The following is a 20,355-nucleotide window of genomic DNA, read 5'->3' on the forward strand; positions in this document are numbered from 1 at the left end:
CCCGGTCTCATTCCGAACCCGGAAGCTAAGCCCTCCAGCGCCGATGGTACTGCACTCGGGAGGGTGTGGGAGAGTAGGACGCCGCCGGACTCAACGTCAGAAACGCCCGTTCAGATTCATATCTGAACGGGCGTTTCTGTGTATACCGAAAAGGATAAGAAATGCCCGCTCAGGCTTCCTGCCGGAGCGAGCATTTCTGCGTTTCTGGGCTGACAGCGCTATGACAAGGCGCGGGGGGCTGACTCGACTTTCGTGCATGACCGCTAGGTAATCCCTCTACTGCCGCTGACCTCGGCACGGGCTCGGGCGATCAGGCGGCGGTTTGGGCGTTCGAGGAGGGATCGGACGCCCCGGGCCAGGGTGCGTCCGTCGTGGTCGGCCATTCCGGCTGAGCGTACGACCTCGGGGAGAGCCCCCGCGGAATGGGCGACTGTGGGCGTACCGCTGGCTAGGGCTGCCAAGGCACCTAGGCCGAACGTTTCGATTGGGCCTGGGGCGGCCGCGATGTCGGCGGTTGCGACCAGCTCATCGCGATCGCGCAAGTGACCAAGGAAGCAGCACATCGTCGGGGCCGGCCCAGCGACGCTTCAACGCGGAGTCATGCCGGGTCGGGGAGAATTGCTCAAGATCCACGCTTAGCGGTACGTGCTGCGATCGGAAACTTCAAGATGGTCCGGCCATACGCTACCCAGTGCCAAGCTTCCGCAGCGCAGTACGAAGCCCCACCCCACCGCTCAGTAACGAAGTTGGCCAACCGCGCAATCCTCATGCGGGGACCAGGTCCGTGGCGAGGGCAGCCTCGTAGTGGGCGATCAGCTCGTCGCCGACGGCGCCCCAGGATCGGCCTTCGATGGCTACGCGGGCGGCGGCGCCGAAGAGGAGGCGGCGTTCGGAGTCGGCTACCAGACCGGCGATGGCGTCGGTGAAGCCGCCGGCGCGGAACGGGGGCACGAGGTGACCGGTGCGTCCGTCGTGAACCAGGTCGAGGGGACCGCCGGCCGCCGGGGCGACCACGGGCAGCCCGCTGGCCATCGCCTCCTGCACCGCCTGGCCGAACGTCTCGTACGGACCGGTGTGCGCGAACACGTCAAGGCTGGCGTAGATCCGCGCCAACTGCTCGCCGTGCCGGGCACCCACGAAAACCGCGTCCGGCAAGGCTCTGCGCAGGGTCGGGGCGTTTGGGCCGTCACCGACCACCACCAGTCGTACCCCCGGAAGTTTGCTCGCCGGCGCCAGCAGCTCGACCTGCTTCTCGACCGCGAGCCGACCCACAAAGCCGACGAGCGTCTCACCGTTCGGCGCCAGCGCGCGTCGTAGCCCGGCACTTCGCTTGCGCGGGTGGAACCGCACGTCGTCCACACCGCGACGCCACAGATGCACCCGTCGCACGCCGTGCGCGTCGAGCGCCGCCACCGACTCGGTCGACGGGGCGAGAGTACGGGCCGCGGAGTTGTGCACCGCTCGGATCCACGCCCACGCCGCGCTTTCGGTCATCCCCACCCGGTACGCCCGCGCGTACGCTGCAACGTCCGTCTGATAGACCGCCACCGCCGGTAACTTCAGTGACCGGGCCGCGGCAGTTCCCCAGGCACCGAGGACAAACGGGCTGGCCAAGTGCACCACGTCAGCCCGGTGAGCGCGCAGGGCGGCGGTGATCGCCGGGGTCGGCAGGCCGAGCCGCAGTTGGGGGTATCCCGGCATCGGCAGCGACGGGATGCGGACGACGGGGAACGGCAGTTCCGGGGCGGGGCCGGTGCGCGGTGCGATGACCAGCGGGTCGTGGCCGCGGCGCAGGAGGTGGTCGGCCGCCCGCAGCACCGAGTGGGCAACCCCGTTGACGTCCGGCAGGAAGGACTCCGTCACCAGCGCGATTCGCATGGTCGCAGGATGATTGGCGGTTCGCGCCCGGGGCTGAACCAGGTCATGTCCGGAAAGGGAACTCGCGGCGACAAGAACGCTGTTCGCCTCGTAGTTACCGGCCGTTGTCCCCGGCTGAGCCAGAGTGAGCGGCGTGGATCGACGTAATCTACTCCGCGCGGCCGCAGCCGCGCCTCTGGTAGCGACAGTTCCCGCCCTCCAAGCGGCTCCTGCTTTTCAAGCAGCGGCGAGCGCGGCCGGCAAGGACCAGACCGTGGGGGACAGCCGCTTCGTGCTGGCTGTGCTGCCCGACACCCAGTACCTGTTCGACGCCGACAGCGCCGACCCCGAGCCGCTGCGCGAGACGTTCCGCTACCTCGTCGACCAGCGCGACGTGGCCTTCATGACGCACCTCGGCGATGTCACCGAGCACGGCACCGAAGCCGAGATCGGACTGGCCAGCGAAACCTTCCGCAAGATTGACGGAAAGCTTCCGTACAGCGTGCTCGCCGGCAATCACGACGTGAACGGTGGCACCGATGATCAGCGCGGCGCTACGGCGTACCTGAAAGCCTTTGGTCCCAGTCGTTTTCAGAAGTCGCCGACTTTCCTGGGTGCCTCACCCGACGGCTACAACAGCGCGCACCTGCTCCGGGCCGGCGGACGGCAGTGGCTGATCCTGGCGCTGGACTGGCGCATCTCCGACGCGGGTCTGACCTGGGCCGGCAGCGTGCTCAAGCAGCACAGCACCGTGCCAGCGATCGTGACCACCCACGATCTCGCGTACGCAGACGATGCCGGTACCGCCGCGTTGTCCGCGAACGGTCAGCGGCTGTGGGACCGGCTGATCAAGCACCACGACCAGATCTTCCTGACCCTCAACGGGCACTACTGGCCGCCGGGGCGCACGGTGCTCAAGAACGACGCCGGGCATGACGTGCACGTGCACATCACCAACTACCAGGACCGTTACTACGGCGGGGCCGCGATGATCCGGACGTACGCGTTCGATCTCGTGCGCAACACCATCGACGTCGAAACCTTCTCGCCGTGGTTTCTCGACAAGAAGTCGCGCACGTCGCTGGAGGCGGAGACGCTGGAACTCACCGGTCCGACTGACCGATTCAGTATCGCGATCGACTTCGACGAGCGGTTCGCGGATTTTGATCCGCCGGTGCTGCCACCTGCGCGTCCGGCCTCCACGGTGGTGAGCCGCAACACTGTCGCCTATTGGCGCTTTGATGGGGTCAGCCAGGCGGTCACGGCGGGCTCGGTGGTGCGCGATCTGAGCGGACACGGTAACGACCTGTACGTGCGGCAGCCCGAAGCAATCAGCTTGTCCGCCGAGCACCACGTCAACCAGCCGGCCCATGCCAGCCTGCGCTTCGACGGCGGCAAGAACCCTGACCACGCCGGGTTGCTGAAGACGGGCGATCACGCGCCGCTCAACAGCGAAAAGTTCCTCAACGGCTACACCATTGAGCTGTTCCTCAAGCTGCCCGAGCCGTTCGAGGGTGATCACTCGTGGATGGGCATCCTGAGCTGGGAAGGCCGGATGGCCGACGCCGGCAAGACCAACGGCTACAACCCCAACGAGCCGACCTGCAGCCTGAACCTGTCCGGCGAGCGCTTCCTGCAGTACGTCGTCTACCCCGCGGTGCAGGACGCGAGCCCGACCTCGTGGAGCCACGCGCTGCCCACCGGCCGCTGGATGCACGTCGCCGTAGTCAACAACGGACAGCGCAGCATTGTGTACGTCGACGGCTCGAAAATCGCCCGCAACCCGAGCCAGCCCTCCACCGGCATCGCCACCCTCGGCCGCCCGTTCGTGCTCGGCGCGACCTCCTACAACCTCGGGTACGGCCAGGGCTTCTACGGCTGGATGGGTGACGTGCGCATCACGAACCGGGCGCTGAAGCCCGAACAGTTCCTGAACGCCTGACGAGTTCGCGTCGTAATGTCGCAGGTATGGCGACAACCTCCACCAGCGACGGGGTGACACCGCACTACACCGATGGAGGCGGCGGCCCCGGCGATCGTGCTGATCCTCGGGTTCGCCGCCTCCGTCGACTGGCGCCAGCGCGCTGATCCCCGAGGACTGCGGCCACACGGTGAACATCGACCAGCCAGAGCCTCGACCCGCCGAACCTGTTCAACCCGGGGCTCGACCCGCTGAACCTGTTCAACCCGGGGAAGGTGCTGGGAGAGCCGGGGTAGCGGTCAGTTTCGGTCAACGCGCAGGTCGGAGACTCCGGCCATGGCGTTGATGTCGACTTTGTCCGGTGCGGTGTCCCAGCCTGGGGTTGTCAGCACCGTTCCCTGTGGCTGGCCGGGGGCTGGTTTTTGGCCGTCGATGGTGATGCTGCCGGCACCACTGTGGGCTGCTACCCGTACCGGCGCAGCGCCTTTGATGTGGACCAGAAGCTGACTGGCACCGCCGCTCATGGTCACGCTCTGTGTGCCGTGGGCGGCCGGCAGCGACACCTCAGCGCGACTGACCCCGGCGGTAAGCTCAACATCGCCGCCCAGTTGACCGCCGGTCAAGTTGACTGTCTCATCGCTCGCGCCACCGGCGAGGCGCACCTGCCAGCGCACATCGTTGGCCAGCACCACGATCACCAGCGCGGGACCGGACTCGTTGGTGCCCCGCAGCCCCGCGATCACAGCGTGCCGATCGGCGGACACAACGGGTATGGACTTGGACTCGGCCGGGGTGGCGACCGAATAGAGATCGCCGTCCAGGTCACCTACCGAGACCCGGACCACGTCGGCTCCGTCGGCCAGCTGGAAGGTGTAGGCACCGGGGGCGGCCTGGCCCGGCGGCTGGGCGGGATCGGTCTGACCGGGCGGCGGCTGGGCCGGATCGGTTTGACCGGGTGGCGGCTGGGCCGGGTCGGTCTGACCGGGCGGCGGCTGGCCGGGTTCGTAGCCTTTGCCGCCACGTACCTCGTGCGGTGGTTTGCTCGGGTCGGCTTGGCCCAGTCCTGGGAGGCCCAGACCCTTTCCTTCGCCGGGCCAAGTGGCGGTTGGTGCGGGGGCGTCGTTCTGTTCCGGGAGCGCGTAGGCCGGTTGGTGCTTGGGATTCCAGTCGCGCCCGTTGTCATCGACGGCGGAACACCCGGCAATGAGAACGAGCGACGCCAGCGCCAGCACCCTGACCCTCATGGTGCGTGATTACCCGTTCGGTCAGCCATCGATGCGGGTAATGTTGCGAATCTTGTTGGCAGCGTCGAGAGCTGCGACTTTGTAAGCTTCGGCGAGCGTCGGGTAGTTGAAAACCGCGTCGATGAGGTAGTCGACCGTGCCGTTGCAGCCCATGACAGCCTGTCCGATGTGCACGATTTCGGTGGCGCCCGTGCCGAAGACGTGGACGCCGAGGAGCTTGCCGTCCTCAGGGGAGACCAGGAGTTTCAGCATGCCGTACGAGTCACCGACGATCTGACCGCGAGCCAGCTCACGGTACCGGGCAATACCCACCTCGAACGGCGTCGAACTCTCGGTCAGCTCATCCTCGGTGGCGCCGACGAAGCTGATCTCCGGAATCGTGTAGATGCCGATCGGTTGCAGCCGGTGCATCGTGCGGGCCGGTTCGCCGAACGCGTGCAGAGCCGCGAGCCGTCCTTGCTCCATGGACGTCGAGGCCAGCGCGGGGAAGCCAATCACATCGCCAACGGCATAAATCGACTCCACCGCCGTACGGAAATTGCTGTCAACTTCAATGCGCCCGCGCCGATCCGCGCTCAATCCCGCGGCCTCCAACGCCAGATCGTCGGTTTGCCCTTGCCGCCCGGCGGAATACATGACCGTGTCCGCAACAATCTTCTTGCCGCTCTTCAAAATGCACAATGCGGCGGTAGCGTGCTTCTCGACAGAGGCAACTTCCTCGCCGAACCGGAATGTCACCGACAGATCCCGGAGGTGATACTTCAGCGACTCGACAATTTCGTCATCGCAAAAGTCGAGCATCCTGTCCCGCCGCTCCACGACCGTGACCTTGGTGCCCAGCGCAGCAAACATCGACGCGTACTCCATGCCGATGACACCGGCACCAACCACAACCATGCTTCGCGGTACGGCCTCAAGGTTGATGACACCATCGGAGTCAACAATCGTCCGCTCATCGAAGTCAACACTGTCCGGTCGAGCCGGCCGAGTGCCAGCAGCAATGATGATCTTCTCCGCGGTGACCCTGTTTTCCCGGCCATCCCCGCCGTCAATCCAAATAGCATTGGCGTCAGCAAACCGCCCGGTCCCCGTAATCATGGCAACGCGATTGCGAGCCAGCTGATTACGGATAACATCGGTCTGCCGGCTGATCACATGCTGGGTACGCGCCGCCAAATCGGACACCGTAATGTCTTCTTTGACGCGGTAGCTGCTGCCGTACAGATCGCGTTGACTCAACCCGGTGAGATAGAGAACGGCCTCCCGCAGAGTCTTCGAGGGCACAGTGCCCGTATTGATGCAAACCCCACCAATCATGTCCCGCCGGTCCACGATGGCCACCCGCTTGTTCAACTTCGCCGCAGCAATTGCGGCCTTCTGCCCGCTAGGGCCAGAGCCCAGCACTACCAGGTCATAATCATGCACACCGATCAGCCTGCAGGATCACCGTCATCCGCGCCATCACAAGTTTTCGCAAGCCCACCGGGATGCTTGCGGGGGCTAACCTTCGAAGCTGTGCGGAATCGGGCGGTTGTCGCAGTTGGCGTAGTTCTGGTTCTGGTCGTTGGGGGTTGTGGCGCCTCGCCTGCTCCCGTGGCTGAGGGTTCCTCCGGTCCGACTCGTCCCGCTGCTGGCGGTGTTGCTCCGTCTTCGGCGGCTGCGGGTGGCTCTGGTTCTTACTTGACGTTTGATGCTGATCTTCCTCCGCCTCCCGGCTCGGTTGCTCGCCCTCCTTCTTCGGCCGCTCACCCTCCTTTTCAGGTGGGCGGCGGCTCGGTTGCTCGCCCTCCCTTTTCGGTCGTTCGCCGTCCTTCTCGGGTGGGCGGCGGCTCGGTTGCTCGCCCTCCTTTTCAGGTGGGCGGAGGGCCGTGCAGTGGCGGGAGGGTGTTTCTGGCGCCGCTGTCCCGGATGACCGTGGTGACCGAGGTGTCTGACGTAATACGGGTTCCCGACTCCGGCAGCAAGTCATTCACCGCCGATTTAAGGCCGGTGCGCACCGTCGAGTCCTTCGTAGACGGGCCGGGCCCGGTTGACGCCTCAGCCGTGTTCGCTGTCTTCGCTAAGCAGGCCGGCGAGGGCATTGCTCAGGTAGGCGTGGCATCACCGCGCTCGCTCCGTTCCGGGCTGATTACCGTCGAGCGAGCCGCCGCGGTAGTGACGTACGAATCCGTGCAGCAAGTGGAGACTGGGTTTACTTACCGCTGCGGGGGCGTTGCTGTCAGCGGTGTGGTGCGCTCCTGGAGGCGGCCGCGCTCAGGCATCATGCAGTGCGACGCCAAGAAGCCGCCGGCGGTCGATGTTGTGCGCGAGGTGGCGGCTTTGGCCTGCTGAGCGTTCCCGGCGCCGCGATCCTTGACCTGACAGTCCGACTCTTCTGCAGGAGCGCCGATCTCAACCGCGCTTGGGCGCCCTTCCCGCTTGGGCGCCGTTACCGTGTGGCGCCTCAACTGCGTGCGGGTGGCTTCATTGCGCGTGCTGGCCCGTTGTCATGGGGAGGTCTGCGCTGGCGATGAAGCCGGGGGGCCACGGCGAGCCGTAGAGCTCGGCGCACATCACTACGGTCATCCAGGGGATCCAGGGGCTGCTCAGCATGAGTGGGGGGTGGCCTTGGAAGTAGAGGTTGACCGACCACTCGAGGGGGTTGGGCTGGATCATGATCAGGTCGCGGAAGTCGTAGGTGTCCGTGCCTACGGTCAGCCGTTGGCTGGTGACCGTGACCGCCTTGCGGCCGCGGTGCTCCCAGCCGGGCTCGGCTGAGATGGGGTTGCCGCTCCAGAAGATGCCGCCGCCGGTGAAGACGCCCTCGGAGTGGTAGGTGAGCACGTCGGCGAGGAAGGCGCCGTACTGCTTCTCGTTGCCCTGCAGCCGGATGGTCGGCTTGACGGGGGCCGGGTGGCCGCCGCGCTGGATGAAGCGAGCGAGCAGGGACATCGAGCGCCATCCGGCGTCGGTTTGGTCTTGGGTGAACACCCGGAGTTGGGTATCGCTTGTCACGCACTTCAGCCTGGCACGAGCTCTCACGAGGTCACCAGCGATTTCGCTCGGCCGTGAGCTGAATTGTCCGTAGCGAGGAGATGAGGCAACCGATCATCCCAAGTGACCCCCCAGTGTCTTTCATTCCTTGTTTCCCATGTGTTCCAGCGGCGAGACGCGCAGCAGGCGGCCGATCGGAAGGATCGTGGAGAAGAAGGCGAGCAGTGTGGTGCCACCCAGAACTGCCGCCCAGCCGAGCGGCGGGATGTACGGCAGTGGATCCCCGGTCAGCCCGTACACCACCAGGGCGAGGGTCGTAGCCGCGATCGCTGCGCCGATGACAAGCGCAACGCCCAGCAGTCCGGCCTGTTCGGCGTTGACCATGTTCATGACCTGGCGGCGGGTCACACCGACGAGGCGCAGTAACGACAGTTCGCGGCGCCGGGCCAGGGCAGCCATCACCATGGTGTTCGCGGCAGCCAGCGCGGCGTAGCCGACCATCACGCCGATGAGCAGCTTGTTCAACCAGGCGCTGATAGCCAAGTCCTTGGCGAGCCGGCCGTTCAAGCTGTCAGCGCTGACCACACTGGAACCGGGATAGCGAGCGGTGATCGAAGCGAGTGCACTGTCGACGGAATTGCCGGGCTGGGTGCGGATCAGTAGCTGGTCGTCGAGGTTGGTGCGGGTGTGTCCCTCGATGGTGTGGGTGCTCAGGGTCACGTCGCCGAAGCCGAGGCCGCGGTCATAGATGGCCGCGATGCGCATGGTGACCGGGGTGCCGTCGCCGAGCCAGAACTTGACGTCGTCGCCCAGCTTCCACTTCTGCGAATCTGCGCGCATAGTCGACACGGCGACGCTCGTGTCGTCCAGGTCCTGCAGGCTGCCCTCGCGCACCTTCGGGTCGATCGTTGCGGTGGCCGTGTCCGGGTCGATCGCTTGCGCCTCGACCGCTTCTCCGCTGTCGAACATTTTGACAAGTACGGAGGTACGGCGAAGCGCGGTCACGGCCTGCACGCCAGGAATGGCGGCAACTTCACCGGCTGCGGTGGCGGGTAACCCGGCCGGCGAGACGAGTGCCCGGTCGGCCAGCGTGCCGTCGCCGCGCTGGGTGACGGTGCTGCGCTCCAAGTTGTTCTGCAGGAACCACACCGAGCCGCCGAAGCCGACCGCGAGCACCAGCGCGGTGAGCACCGCTGACATGCCTTGCGCGTTGGCCCGCAGGTTGGCCCCGGCCAGATAGCCGCTGTTGCCGAACACCGAGCGTAGCGCCGGAGTGAGCAGCCGCGCAGCGAAGCCATTGATCCACGGCGCGAGCAGCGACACCGCGATGACGAACAGGTAGAGCATCCCGACGGCGCCGGTCAGCGCAGTTTCTCCGCCGGTGCTGACGGCCACCGTGCTGGACGACAGCGCGCCGATCAGCATCAGCACACCCGCCACCAGGCGGATCTTGCCGCTTCTGGCTGGCTCGATGGCCGCTTCGCCCAGCGCCTCGGCCGGACGGATTCCGGTGACCCGGCGCGCGGCGATAAGTGCCGAGCACACCGCGACCAGTACCATCAGCGCCACCGAAATGAGCCCGGAGTTCACGGCGCTGACGATTGGGAAGTCAGCCGCGAGGAAGCCGCGGTGCACGAGCTCGTTATGCACCCACGAAGTGGCGAAAATCCCGGCCGGGACACCGATCGCCGAGGCGGTCATCCCCAGCCACGCCGCCTCGGCGATGATCATGCTGCGGACTTGGCCCGGCGTGGCCGCGACAGCCCGCAGCAAGGCCAGATCGCGACGGCGGTGCCGCACGGACAACCCGATGGTGCCGGCGACGACGAAGACGATGAGTAGCACGACGTACCCGCCGAACGAGGCGCCGATCGTGACCAGCAAGTTCTTGGTGGCAGCGCCGTCGGGTTGCTCCAACAGGCCCTTGTCCGAACCGGTGTACGCCTTGACCCCGGCGGATTCGGCCACCTTCTTGACCTGGTCGACTACGGCCTTGTCGCCGGTGTCGACCGAGATGGCCTCCACCCGGCCCGGATGGGTGCCGCTGTCATCGGCGGTGACCTTGGTGATGCCCGGGATCGCGCGGAGCTTGCCGACGAGATCGGCCGGCACGGTGCCACCCTCGGGCAGCGTTACGGTGCTGCGGGTGACCTCGCCGTCGAAGTCCTTGGTGGTGAACGTCATGTCGCGGTTGGCCACGACGACGGCGCTTTGTTCGTACCGGTTGGAAGTGGGTTGGTAGCGCAGTCCCGATTCGACCAGAGTGCCCATCGCGATCAGGATCATGACGCCGGCGGCCAGGGCGATCAGGGTGGCCACGGCACTGCCGGCGCGGTGGCGCAGAGTCAGAGCGGCGAGCTTCACCATGATCAGGCCTCCTGCGCGACGAGACGGTTGCGACCGAGAGCGGCGAGGTGTTCGGCGATGCGCTCGGCTCCGGGCTGGGGCATGTCCTGACGGATGCGGCCATCGGCGAGCACCACCACGCGGTCGGCGTAGGAAGCGGCCACCGGGTCGTGCGTCACCATGATCACGGTCTGTGCGTGGATGTCGACGACCGAGCGCAGGAGTGTGAGCACGTCGGCGGCTGTCTGGGTGTCCAGGGCGCCGGTCGGCTCATCGCAGAAGATGACCTCGGGCCGGGTGGCGAGCGCGCGGGCAATCGCCACCCGCTGCTGCTGGCCGCCGGACAGCGCGGCCGGTCGATGCCACAGCCGGTCACGCAGGCCGACCCGTTCGACCACCTCGGCAATCCACGCGCGGTCCGGCCGGATGCCGGCGAGGCGTAGCGGCAGCAGGATGTTCTCCTCGACGGTGAGCGCGCCGATCAGGTTGAAGGCCTGGAAGACGAAGCCGATCCGGGTGCGGCGCAGCTTGGTCAGCTTGGTCTCCGACATCTGGGACAGCTCGGTGTCACCGACCCACACCTTGCCGGACGTGGGCCTGTCCAGCCCGGCCGCTGCCTGCAGCAGCGTGCTCTTGCCGGACCCCGACGGGCCCATGATGGCGGTGAACGTGCCGCGCTGGAAAGTGGCGTTCACGTCGTTCAGGGCGGTTACCGGCTGCTCACCGGTCTGATAGATCCGGGTGAGCTGCTCGACTCGGACAACGGCTTCATCTCGCTGAATGTTCACAGCTCAAAGCTATGATCGCGATCCGCCTCGCACATTGCAGCCAGCGATAGAAGTCATTGTGTAGCTAGCACTACCTACTAACGTCGCTGCTCGCTCTCGAGGTAGCGCAGCACCGCGGTGACGCGGCGATCGGCCCGGTCGCTGGGGGCCAGGTCAAGCTTGGCGAAGATGCTGCGGATGTGCTTGTGCACCGCGCCTTCGGTGACGAACATCCGCTCGGCGATGGCCGCGTTGCCCAGCCCCTCGGCCATGGCGGCCAGCACGTCGCGTTCGCGGGTGCTGAGCCGTTCCAGACCGCTGTCCGGGCGAGTGCAGGTCAGTAGCTGCCCGACCACTTCGGGGTCGATGGCGGTGCCGCCGTCAGCCACCCGGTGCAGCGCTTCGAGGAACTCCTCGACGCGGCCCACGCGTTCCTTGAGCAGGTAACCCAGCCGGGCGGCGCCACCGGCCAGCAGATCGGTGGCGAAAGCCTGCTCCACGTACGCAGAAAGCACAAGCACCGACAGCTCCGGCCGACGCCGGCGCGCCTCGACGGCCGCGACTATTCCTTCATCGGTGTGCGTCGGCGGCATCCGGACGTCGACGATCGCCACGTCCGGCTCGTGTTTCTCCACGGCGGCCAGGAAGCTGCTCGGATCCTCGGTGGTCGCGGCCACCTCCAGGCCCTCGGCGCGCAGCAGCAACGCGAGGCCTTCCCGCAGCAACGGCTCGTCCTCGGCGATCACGATCCGCATGGCAACTCCACCTGCATCGACGTGGGCCCACCGGGTGGGCTGGTCAGGACCAAGCGGCCGTCGTACGCCTCGACGCGCCGCCGGATGCCGCCGATCCCGGACCCGCTGATCTCGTCGGCACCGCCGTGACCGTCATCCTCGATGTGCAGCAGCAGCCGGTCACGGTCGCGGCGCACGGTCACGGTCGCCTTCGACGCCCCGCTGTGTTTTGTCACATTTGTCAACGCCTCGGCCACGACAAAGTACGCGGTTGCCTCCACCGAGATCGCACAGCGTCCCGGCACGTCCACCTCCAAGTGGCACGGCACCCCCGAGTTTCCGGCCAGACCGCTGAGCGCACCCTCAAGCCCACGGTCGGCCAGCACCGGCGGCAAGATGCCCCGCACCACCGTGCGCAGCTCGGCAAGTGCCTGCTCCGTGGCGTCCTGCGCGCGTTCCAGGATTTCGCCGGCCGAGTCGGGATTACGGTTCAGCGCCCGGCGAGCCGCGCCCAGCAACACGTTCACAGCCACTAGCCGGTTCTGCGTGCCGTCGTGCAGCGAACGCTCGATGCGCCGCAGCTCGGCGGCATGAGCATCGAGGGCAGCGGCTCGGGTTGCTGCGAGCTGGGCGACGCGCAGGGACAGGTCGACATCGCCGGACGGTGTCAGCAGCCACCGCCCGGATGCCGCCTGCGCGCGGGCCATCAGCGGGAGGAAGCCGATGGTCAAAGCCAGCCAGAGCAGTCCCGTCAACCCGACCAGCAACGCATCACCGAGGTCGCGCAGCGGCCACCACACGAGCCCAGGACCGCCATCGCTGCCGTCCACTGCCTGGAACCACAGCGGGTAAGTCACGTTCTGCGCGGCGTTCAAGGGAAGGGTGAGACCGAAGATGCCCAGGACAAAACCGAACACCGCATGTAAAGCGACCCAACCCAGCTCTCGATGCACCATGGGATCGCGTACCAGAGACTTCAGATCGTCGGGCAGGGGCCCCGGATCGATGATCTCCGGACCCCAGCGGGAAAGGCGCGCACGCTCCCGGCCGGCCGTCGACCGCACGATCTGTAGCGTGTTGCGCACCAGCAGGAGACCGACGCCGCTCACACACGTGAGGGCCACGACGAGCAGCGACAACAGCGCGCCGAGGGCCAGCAGCGCAGTGCCGAGCCCGCCCACGAGATGCTCGAGAGCATCGACCGAGGAGCGGACGCGATCACGCACGAAACGCTGGAACACCCGTCCGAGGCTAGGTCATGATCAGGCCGTCGGCAGTACAGCTAGCTCTACTCTTGATTGGTGAGCCTGCTGGATGGTTCCCGGTCTTTTCGCTGCCTAGCGTTTCTGGCATGACTGACACGAATATCCGCCCGGTTCTGTGGCTCGTCCTCATCGTCAGCGTGGCTGCCAATTCGGTTCTGTCGAGCCGGGGCTCCCTGCTCGCCGGCATGGTCTTCGGGGTGATCGCCCTGGCGTCCGCCGTCATGCTAGTCGTCGATCACTACCGGCGCCGCCGATCATCCTGACCCGAGCCTGCGCCTGCCCTCTGATCGGCTGCCTGCTGTTCTTTGACAACTCCACAGCGAGGGTGCTCCACCCCTCGGATTACCCACGGACGGGTCAGCCGGGCCGTTTTTGTCAGAGCTGCCCGCTAACGTCTGCGCCACCGATGCCGACGGCCTTCGTCGCACCGGGCGATCAGCGTTGTCGGACAAAGGTTGGCGCATGCGAAGGTTCGAGTTTGTCGAGGGCGGTTCGGCGAAGTTCTGGGAGATCAGCCGGGACGAAACCGAGGTCACGGTCCGTTGGGGCCGGGTGGGCACCAACGGGCAGACCAAGGTCAAGACCTTCGACGACCAACAATCGGCTGCGACGCACGAGAGCAAGCTGATCGGCGAGAAGACCAAGAAGGGGTACGTCGAGAGCGCCGCAAGCTCGCCAGCCGCCCCCGTCGCGGGTGTCGCTGCGGGGCAACCGGCCGAAGCCGGAGTCGCTGCCGACGCCGACCCGGCTGGCGACGTTGCCGAGGATGCTGAAGTGGTCGTCACAGGTGTGACGGCGCGCGTGAAGGATGCGGGCGAGCAGGGCGCTGCGCGAGATGAGGACACCTTTGTGTTCCCGGCGGCGTGGTATCGGCACCGGTATGCGCGGCAGGGGAGTGTGGGACCGGTTCGGTTCGTGGTAGATCCGAATGCCCGGCGGACTGTCGATGAAGAGATGGCGCGGGATCCCCGGCGGGTGGGGATTGCGTTGCGGGCACCGTCCACGGATCCGGCTGTCGGGCTTGAAGCCTTTGCTTGGCAGGAGGGCAAGCCAGAGGCTACGCCGCGCGGGGCGGCGGCGGTGGCGGTGGCGACCGCTATCGGGAACTGGCGGACGCGGGACAAGCTGGTGGCGTTCGCCGACGTGTGGATCGCTGAGCATGGGCTGCGGTTTGCGGCTCAGGCGGCCGCCGACATGATGAGCATGATTGCCGCGGATGACGACCCGGTCGCTTCGAGCAACGACCACACGTACGGTGTGCGGCACCTGTTGCCCGGCCAGGTGCGTCAAAGCTTCTACTCCGACGTCTCCCACAGCGTGTTGCTGCGCGTGCGGGGAGCGCTCGCGGCGGCCTCCGCCGCCGAGTACGCAGATGTGGTTGCTGCGCTTGCGCCTTACCGGGATGCGCATGTGTACGCGCGGACGGCTACCTCGGTGCTGGTGCCGACCGAGCGCGAGTGGGTGGAGCAGGACGTTGACTCCGCGGTCGCCGACCGGGATGTGTACCGGGCGTCGCTGCTGACCACGGCCGCTTTCACGCGGGAGCAGCTTGATGCGCTGGCTCCGGAGACGGCCGGATGGCTGATCTGCACGTCGCTGGCGATGCTGTCGACGATTGTCGAAGGTGTGGGGCCCGGTGCGGTTTCCGCACTGTTCCACTGGTTCGGCGAGGCCAATGATGCTGAGGCGCAGCGCCGGCTGCTTTCCGTTATTGCCGTGTTGCCCGGGGATGAGGCGATCGGCGGGCTCATCGAGCGGGTTGACCAGAAGTACGTGGCCCCGGTCTTACTTGAAGCTGCCGGCCGGTACCCGGCTCGGGCGATGCGGTTGCTGGCCGAGGCTGCCACCAAACGTACGGTGGCGGACCTGCTGCGGGCTCACGTGCTGGCGCATCCCGAGCTGGTGGAACCCGTTGTGGCCCAGCTCGATGCGGAGGCGGCCAAGCGGGTGGAGACGATTGTGGGGGACGCTTCCTCCCTTACCGTTGCGCCGCTTGCTTCCGTACCGCCGGTGCTTGTTGATCCTCCGTGGCAGCACCGGGTGAAGGCCGCCAAACCGGTGGTGATCGCGGGTTTGCAGTGCACGGACGCGGCGAGCGTGGAATGGGCCGAGGGCGAGCAGGAAGCTTGGGCGGGGGCGCACTTCTACCGGTACAGCTACCGCGACGCCGATGAGAGCTGGGAACAGCGGCTGCAGCGAGTACTCAACCACCGTCAAGGTTCATGGTTGGAGGCGCCGACGTTCTTCCTTGAGGCGCCGGAGGAGCTGGCCCGGCCGGTGCTGGCACACTGGGAGCCGCGCGAGACGTGGCATGCGGCGGAATGGATGAAGGCGGTCGTCGCCCGGTTCGGGTTGGATGCCCTGCCCCTCGCCCTGGCGGTGAGCCGGCGTAGTCCGGCTGAGGGAGCTGCTTCGCTGGCGCCGTACGCGTCGCCGGACGTTGCCGTGTTGATGGCGGAGTGGTTCGCGCGGCTGAAGAGCGTCCGGGCGACCACCTTGGCATGGTTGTTGCGGCATCCGGTGTCGGCGGCGCGGGGGCTGGTGCCGGTTGCGCTCAGCAAAGCCGGAGTTCCGCGCCGGCAGGCCGAGAATGCGCTGCTCATTCTGCACACCAACGGGTTCAGCGAGCAGGTTCGCGCCGCGGCGGCTGGTTATGGCCCAGAGGTGGCGGCGGCAATTGAGACCTTGCTGGCCACCGACCCGCTGTCGGTGCTGCCCGCACGCATGCCAGTCATTCCGGGCTGGGCGACGCCGGGCTTGCTGCCGCCGGTCAAGGTGAGCGACGGTGTGCTGCCCGCCGAAGCGACCGGCAACCTCATCACGATGCTTGCGATCTCGCGGCTCGACGATCCCTATGCCGGCCTCAACGTGGTGAAGGCGGCTTGTAACCCGGCGAGCTTGGCCGAATTCGGGTGGGGCCTGTTCCAGCGGTGGCAGATGGCGGGGGCGCCCAGCAAGGAGAACTGGACGCTCGAGGTGCTGGGGCTCATCGGCGACGACGAGACCGTACGGCGGCTCAGTCCGCTGGTGCTCGCGTGGCCGGGCGAGGGCGGGCACGCCAAGGCGGTCGCCGGGCTCAACGTGCTGGCCGCGATCGGTACCGACGTGGCGCTGATGCACCTGCACGGGGTTGCCCAGCGAGCCAAGTTCAAGGGATTGAAGGCCGCCGCCAAGCAGAAGATGGACGAGGTGGCCGCCGGGCTCGGGCTGAGCGCTGAGCAGCTCGCCGATCGGCTGGTGCCCGACCTGGGGCTCGACACCGATGGCAGCATGCGCCTGGACTACGGGCCGCGGCAGTTCACCGTGGGGTTCGACGAGCAGCTGCGGCCCTACGTTGCCGACAGCGCCGGCAAGCGGCTCAAGGCACTGCCGAAGCCGGGTGCGCGGGACGACGACGAGCTGGCGACCGCGGCGTACAAGACCTTCTCCGGCTTGAAGAAGGACGTGCGCACGATCGCGGCCGACCAGATCCGCCGGCTCGAACGGGCCATGGTGACCGGGCGGCGCTGGACCGGGGCCGAGTTCCGGCGGCTGTTCGTGGAGCACCCGTTGCTCTGGCACATCGTGCGCCGCCTGGTGTGGGGGCTGTACGACGAATCCGGCAAGCTGGTCGGTGGCGTCCGGGTGGCCGAGGACCGCAGCTTCTCCACGGTGGAGGATGACGAGACGACGATCGCCGACGACGCGATCGTGGGCGTCGCGCACCCGCTGCACCTCGCTGAGTCGCTGCCGGACTGGGTCGAGATCTTCGCCGACTACGAGATCCTGCAGCCCTTCCCGCAGCTGAGCCGGCCGACGTTCGCGCTGACGGTGGAGGAAGCCGCGCAGGACCGGCTCATCCGCTTCGAGGGGGTTACCGTGCCGACCGGGCGGGTCATCGGGCTGGAACGGCGTGGGTGGCGGCGTGAGGAACCGCAGGACGCCGGCATTCAGGGCAGTATCGAGCTGGTGGTCGACGACAACCGCGAACTGGTCATCGACCTCGACCCGGGCATTGCCGTGGGCGCGATGGACATCTTCCCCGAGCAGAAGCTCGACCGCATCTACCTGTGGAACGGCGTCGGCAGCCGGTGGGGCAACCGGTCCGAGGGCTCGCTCGCGCTGGGTGAGCTCGATGCGGTCACCGTTTCCGAAATCATCCGCGACCTGACGGAGATCACCGCATGAGCGACGCTGTCGAGGTCCAGCGGCCACCGGCCGAGGTGCGCTACGCCGATGAGCTGGCTCGGCTGCGCCGGGACGACACCGCGGCGCGGCCGCCGGGCTGGGCGCTGAGTGTGCAGGCCGCTCGCAAGTTCGTGGTCGGCGATGACAACCTCGAGGTCAGCCGCAAGTTCGTTGGCGACCCGTCGCTCATCGACCGGGCGCTGATCACGCTGGCCACCAGCCGCGGGTTGATGCTGGTCGGAAAGCCGGGCACCGCCAAGTCGCTGCTGTCCGAGCTGCTCGCGGCCGCGGTGAGCGGGGACTCGACGCTGACCATCCAGGGCGGCGCGGCCACCACCGAGGACCAGATCCGGTACTCGTGGAACTACGCGCTGCTGGTGGCCGACGGGCCGTCGACCAGGTCGCTGGTGCCGGCGCCGCTGCTGCGCGGGATGGGCGAGGGGCGCACCGTGCGGTTCGAGGAGATCACCCGGTGCCCGCTGGAGGTTCAGGACTGCCTGCTCTCGCCGCTGTCCGACCGGGTGCTGGCGATCCCCGAGCTGACCGGGCCGGACGCGATGGTGTTCGCCCGCGACGGATTCAACATCATCGCCACCGCGAACACCCGGGACCGTGGGGTCAACGACATGAGCTCCGCGCTCAAGCGGCGCTTCAACTTCGAGACGGTGTTCCCCATCGCCGACTTCGGCACCGAACTGTCGCTCGTTGCCGATGAAGCTGCCAAGCTGCTGCAACGCTCCGGCGTCAAGGCTGCACCCCGGCGGGACGTGCTGGAGGTACTGGTGACGACGTTCCGCGAGCTGCGGACTGGGGAGACCGCCCGCGGCGACTCGATGGAGCGGTTGTCAGCAGTGATGAGTACGGCCGAAGCGGTGTCCGTAGCCCATGCCGTCGGGCTGCGCGGCTGGTTCCTGCGCGGTGAGCCGGGCAACGCCGAGGACGTGGTTGCCTGTCTGGCCGGCACCGCCGCCAAGGACAGCCCCGAGGATCTGGCCAAGCTGCGCCGCTACCTCGGTCAGCAGGTCACCTGGCGCACGGGGGACCAGTGGAAGGCGCTGCACCACGCCCGTCACCTGCTTCCGGGCTGAGCCGTGGCGGTCACGTTCATCGGGGTACGCCACCACAGCCCCGCCTGCGCCCGGCTCGTCGCCGACACCATCGACACTCTGCAGCCGGCTTACGTGCTCATCGAGGGGCCGGCCGACCTCAATGACCGGATCGGAGAGCTGCTGCTCGGCCATGACCTGCCGATCGCGGTGTTCACCAGCTACCGCGACGAGGACCGCCGGCACGGCTCGTGGGCGCCGCTGTGCGACTACTCACCCGAGTGGGTTGCGCTCACCCGTGGCCGGGAGGTGGGCGCGGAGCTGCGGTTCATCGACCTGCCCGCGTGGCATCCGGCGTTCGAGGGCCGCAGCAACCGGTACGCCGACGCCGAGCTGCGTTACGCCGACGTGATGCAACGGCTGTGCCGCAGCTTCGACGTGGACAACGTGGACGTGCTGTGGGACCACCTGTTCGAAATCACCCCGGCGTCGGCGGAGCAGTTCGACACCTATTTCGACCTCGTACGAGGGGAGTCCGCGGCCGGCGAGTCCGACACGGCCCGCGAGGCGTACATGGCGCAATGGGTTCGGGCCGCTGAGGCTGCCGCTGGGGATCGGCCGGTGGTCGTGGTGACCGGCGGCTTCCACCGGCCCGCGCTCGTGGCCGCGCTCGCTGCGGGTGGCAGCACCGAGTGGCCTGAGGTGCCAACCCTGCCGGAAGGGGCGCTCGGCGGAAGTTTCCTGGTGCCGTACTCGTTTCGCCGGCTCGACGCGTTCGACGGTTACCAGTCCGGGATGCCGTCACCGGGGTACTACCAGGAGCTGTGGGAGTCCGGTCCGCAAGGCGCGGCCCGGCACCTCGTGGAGTCGGTGGCCGGGCGGCTGCGGGAGCGCAAGCAGCCGGTGTCCACGGCCGACCTGATTGCGGCGCGGGCCACGGCCGATGGGTTGGCGATGGTGCGCGGACACGATCATCCGGCCCGGGTCGACGTGCTCGACGGGTTGGCTTCTGCGCTGGTCAGTGAGGCTTTGGACGTACCGTTGCCATGGTCTTCGCGGGGAACTCTGCAAGCCGGGAGCCATCCGGTCGTGGTCGAGATGGTGGCGGCGCTCAGCGGGACGCGCGTTGGGCGGCTGCATCCCGCGACGCCGGCGCCGCCCTTGGTTCATGACTTGGACGCGGAGCTTGCGCGGGCGGGGCTCGACGGTCCGGCGCAGCTGGCCCTGGATCTGACGCGCGAGGCGGATCGGGCGCAGAGCATTCTTCTGCATCGGGTACGGGTGCTGGGCGTGCCCGGGTTCGAGCGAACCGCCGGGCCCAGCACGGGTCTTGATCCGGTGCTGACCGAGAAGTGGACGCTGCAACCGGATCCGGGGCGTATCACGGCAGTCATCGAGGCCGGTGCTTACGGCGCCACGCTCGCCGACGCGTGTGCGGCAGTGCTTGCCGAGCGGGCGGCTACCAACCGTGACGTGGACGCGTTGGCGCGGGTGCTGTTCGACGCCGCGCTGGCCGATGTGCAGGACGTGTCGGCGCGGGCGCTGACCGATATTGATATGACGGTGGGTGCGGCGCCGGATCTGGGGGCGCTGGGGCGGATGCTGGCGGTGGTGCTCACCATGTGGCGTCACGACCGCATCTTCGGTACGGCCCACAGCGCGACGCTCGGGCTGGTCATCGCGGCTTCGGTGCGCCGCATTCTGTGGCTGGCCGAGGGGGTGCGCGGCGGGTCGGGGCCGGCTGATCTCGGGCGGATCGGTGCGCTGGCGGCATGCCGGGACGGGTTGCGCCACGCCGGGGTGGCGCTCGGGCTGGACCTGGCCGACGCGGTGGAGGTGACCGGGCGACTGGCCGGCGACGCCGGGGCGCCGCCGGATTTGCGCGGGGCCGCTTTCGGGTTCCGCTGGGCGCTGGCCGATCTGGCTTCCCCGGGCCCCGCGGACCCGCTGCCGAACGGCGTGGCTGCCTCGGATCGGATGCAGGACGGGCGGGGCGCTGCGGGGGGCTTGGATCCGTTGCGGGCTGTGCGGGGGG

15 protein-coding genes are annotated in these 20,355 nt (G+C 67.7%); 6 read left to right on the plus strand and 9 right to left on the minus strand.

Annotated elements, in window-relative coordinates; all coding sequences use genetic code 11:
• Positions 1–263: 263 nt before the first annotated feature.
• The gene (locus tag TFC3_RS40290) at positions 264–563 is read right to left on the minus strand and encodes a glycosyltransferase (RefSeq protein ID WP_082771798.1); all 300 of its coding nucleotides are present in this window, start codon (positions 561–563) and stop codon (positions 264–266) included.
• Between the two features lie 202 nt (positions 564–765).
• Entirely contained in the window at positions 766–1,878 is a 1,113-nt protein-coding gene (locus TFC3_RS00905) for a glycosyltransferase family 1 protein (RefSeq protein ID WP_067494247.1), read from the minus strand.
• A gap of 133 nt (positions 1,879–2,011) precedes the next feature.
• Here TFC3_RS00905 and TFC3_RS00910 point away from each other — a divergent pair, with 133 nt between their 5' ends.
• On the plus strand, positions 2,012–3,799 hold the full coding sequence (locus tag TFC3_RS00910) for a LamG-like jellyroll fold domain-containing protein (RefSeq protein ID WP_067494250.1): 1,788 nt from the start codon (positions 2,012–2,014) through the stop codon (positions 3,797–3,799).
• 278 nt (positions 3,800–4,077) lie between these two features.
• Here TFC3_RS00910 and TFC3_RS00915 read toward each other — a convergent pair whose 3' ends face one another.
• A complete protein-coding gene (locus TFC3_RS00915) occupies positions 4,078–5,022 on the minus strand; it encodes a hypothetical protein (RefSeq protein WP_153040050.1) in 945 nt (314 codons plus the stop codon).
• A gap of 21 nt (positions 5,023–5,043) precedes the next feature.
• Positions 5,044–6,447 carry a Si-specific NAD(P)(+) transhydrogenase gene (gene sthA / locus TFC3_RS00920; protein ID WP_067494256.1) on the minus strand — a complete coding sequence of 468 codons (1,404 nt, stop codon included), beginning with the start codon at positions 6,445–6,447 and terminating at the stop codon, positions 5,044–5,046.
• Between the two features lie 483 nt (positions 6,448–6,930).
• On the opposite strand from sthA, the gene TFC3_RS00930 reads away from it, so the two are divergent.
• Complete coding sequence (locus tag TFC3_RS00930) at positions 6,931–7,353, plus strand: hypothetical protein (RefSeq protein WP_067494262.1); 423 nt, start codon at positions 6,931–6,933, stop codon at positions 7,351–7,353.
• A gap of 132 nt (positions 7,354–7,485) precedes the next feature.
• Here TFC3_RS00930 and TFC3_RS00935 read toward each other — a convergent pair whose 3' ends face one another.
• The 5 genes from TFC3_RS00935 to TFC3_RS00955 form a co-directional block, all read right to left on the minus strand.
• On the minus strand, positions 7,486–8,016 hold the full coding sequence (locus tag TFC3_RS00935; RefSeq protein ID WP_153040051.1) for a hypothetical protein: 531 nt from the start codon (positions 8,014–8,016) through the stop codon (positions 7,486–7,488).
• A 120-nt stretch (positions 8,017–8,136) separates the two neighbouring features.
• Positions 8,137–10,362, minus strand: coding sequence for an FtsX-like permease family protein (locus TFC3_RS00940; RefSeq protein WP_067494268.1), 2,226 nt, complete (start codon positions 10,360–10,362; stop codon positions 8,137–8,139).
• 2 nt (positions 10,363–10,364) lie between these two features.
• Entirely contained in the window at positions 10,365–11,129 is a 765-nt protein-coding gene (locus TFC3_RS00945; RefSeq protein ID WP_067494271.1) for an ABC transporter ATP-binding protein, read from the minus strand.
• A gap of 77 nt (positions 11,130–11,206) precedes the next feature.
• Positions 11,207–11,863 carry a response regulator transcription factor gene (locus TFC3_RS00950; RefSeq protein ID WP_067494274.1) on the minus strand — a complete coding sequence of 219 codons (657 nt, stop codon included), beginning with the start codon at positions 11,861–11,863 and terminating at the stop codon, positions 11,207–11,209.
• On the minus strand, positions 11,851–13,083 hold the full coding sequence (locus tag TFC3_RS00955; protein WP_067494277.1) for a sensor histidine kinase: 1,233 nt from the start codon (positions 13,081–13,083) through the stop codon (positions 11,851–11,853). The genes TFC3_RS00950 and TFC3_RS00955 overlap by 13 nt, the downstream gene beginning before the upstream one ends.
• A 110-nt stretch (positions 13,084–13,193) precedes the next feature.
• Here TFC3_RS00955 and TFC3_RS38455 point away from each other — a divergent pair, with 110 nt between their 5' ends.
• The 4 genes from TFC3_RS38455 to TFC3_RS00975 all read left to right on the plus strand — a co-directional run.
• Positions 13,194–13,370, plus strand: coding sequence for a hypothetical protein (locus TFC3_RS38455; protein WP_173745287.1), 177 nt, complete (start codon positions 13,194–13,196; stop codon positions 13,368–13,370).
• 199 nt (positions 13,371–13,569) lie between these two features.
• Positions 13,570–17,274, plus strand: a complete 3,705-nt coding sequence (locus TFC3_RS00965) for a WGR and DUF4132 domain-containing protein (protein ID WP_067494283.1) — start codon at positions 13,570–13,572, stop codon at positions 17,272–17,274.
• On the plus strand, positions 17,271–18,362 hold the full coding sequence (locus TFC3_RS00970; protein ID WP_067494286.1) for an AAA family ATPase: 1,092 nt from the start codon (positions 17,271–17,273) through the stop codon (positions 18,360–18,362). The genes TFC3_RS00965 and TFC3_RS00970 overlap by 4 nt, the downstream gene beginning before the upstream one ends.
• 3 nt (positions 18,363–18,365) lie before the next feature.
• Positions 18,366–20,355 (plus strand): DUF5682 family protein (locus TFC3_RS00975; protein WP_201787108.1); only part of this gene is annotated, 1,990 nt, incomplete at its 3' end.

Origin of the sequence: Actinoplanes sp. TFC3 (assembly GCF_001553785.1) — a bacterium.
GTDB lineage: Bacteria > Actinomycetota > Actinomycetes > Mycobacteriales > Micromonosporaceae > Actinoplanes.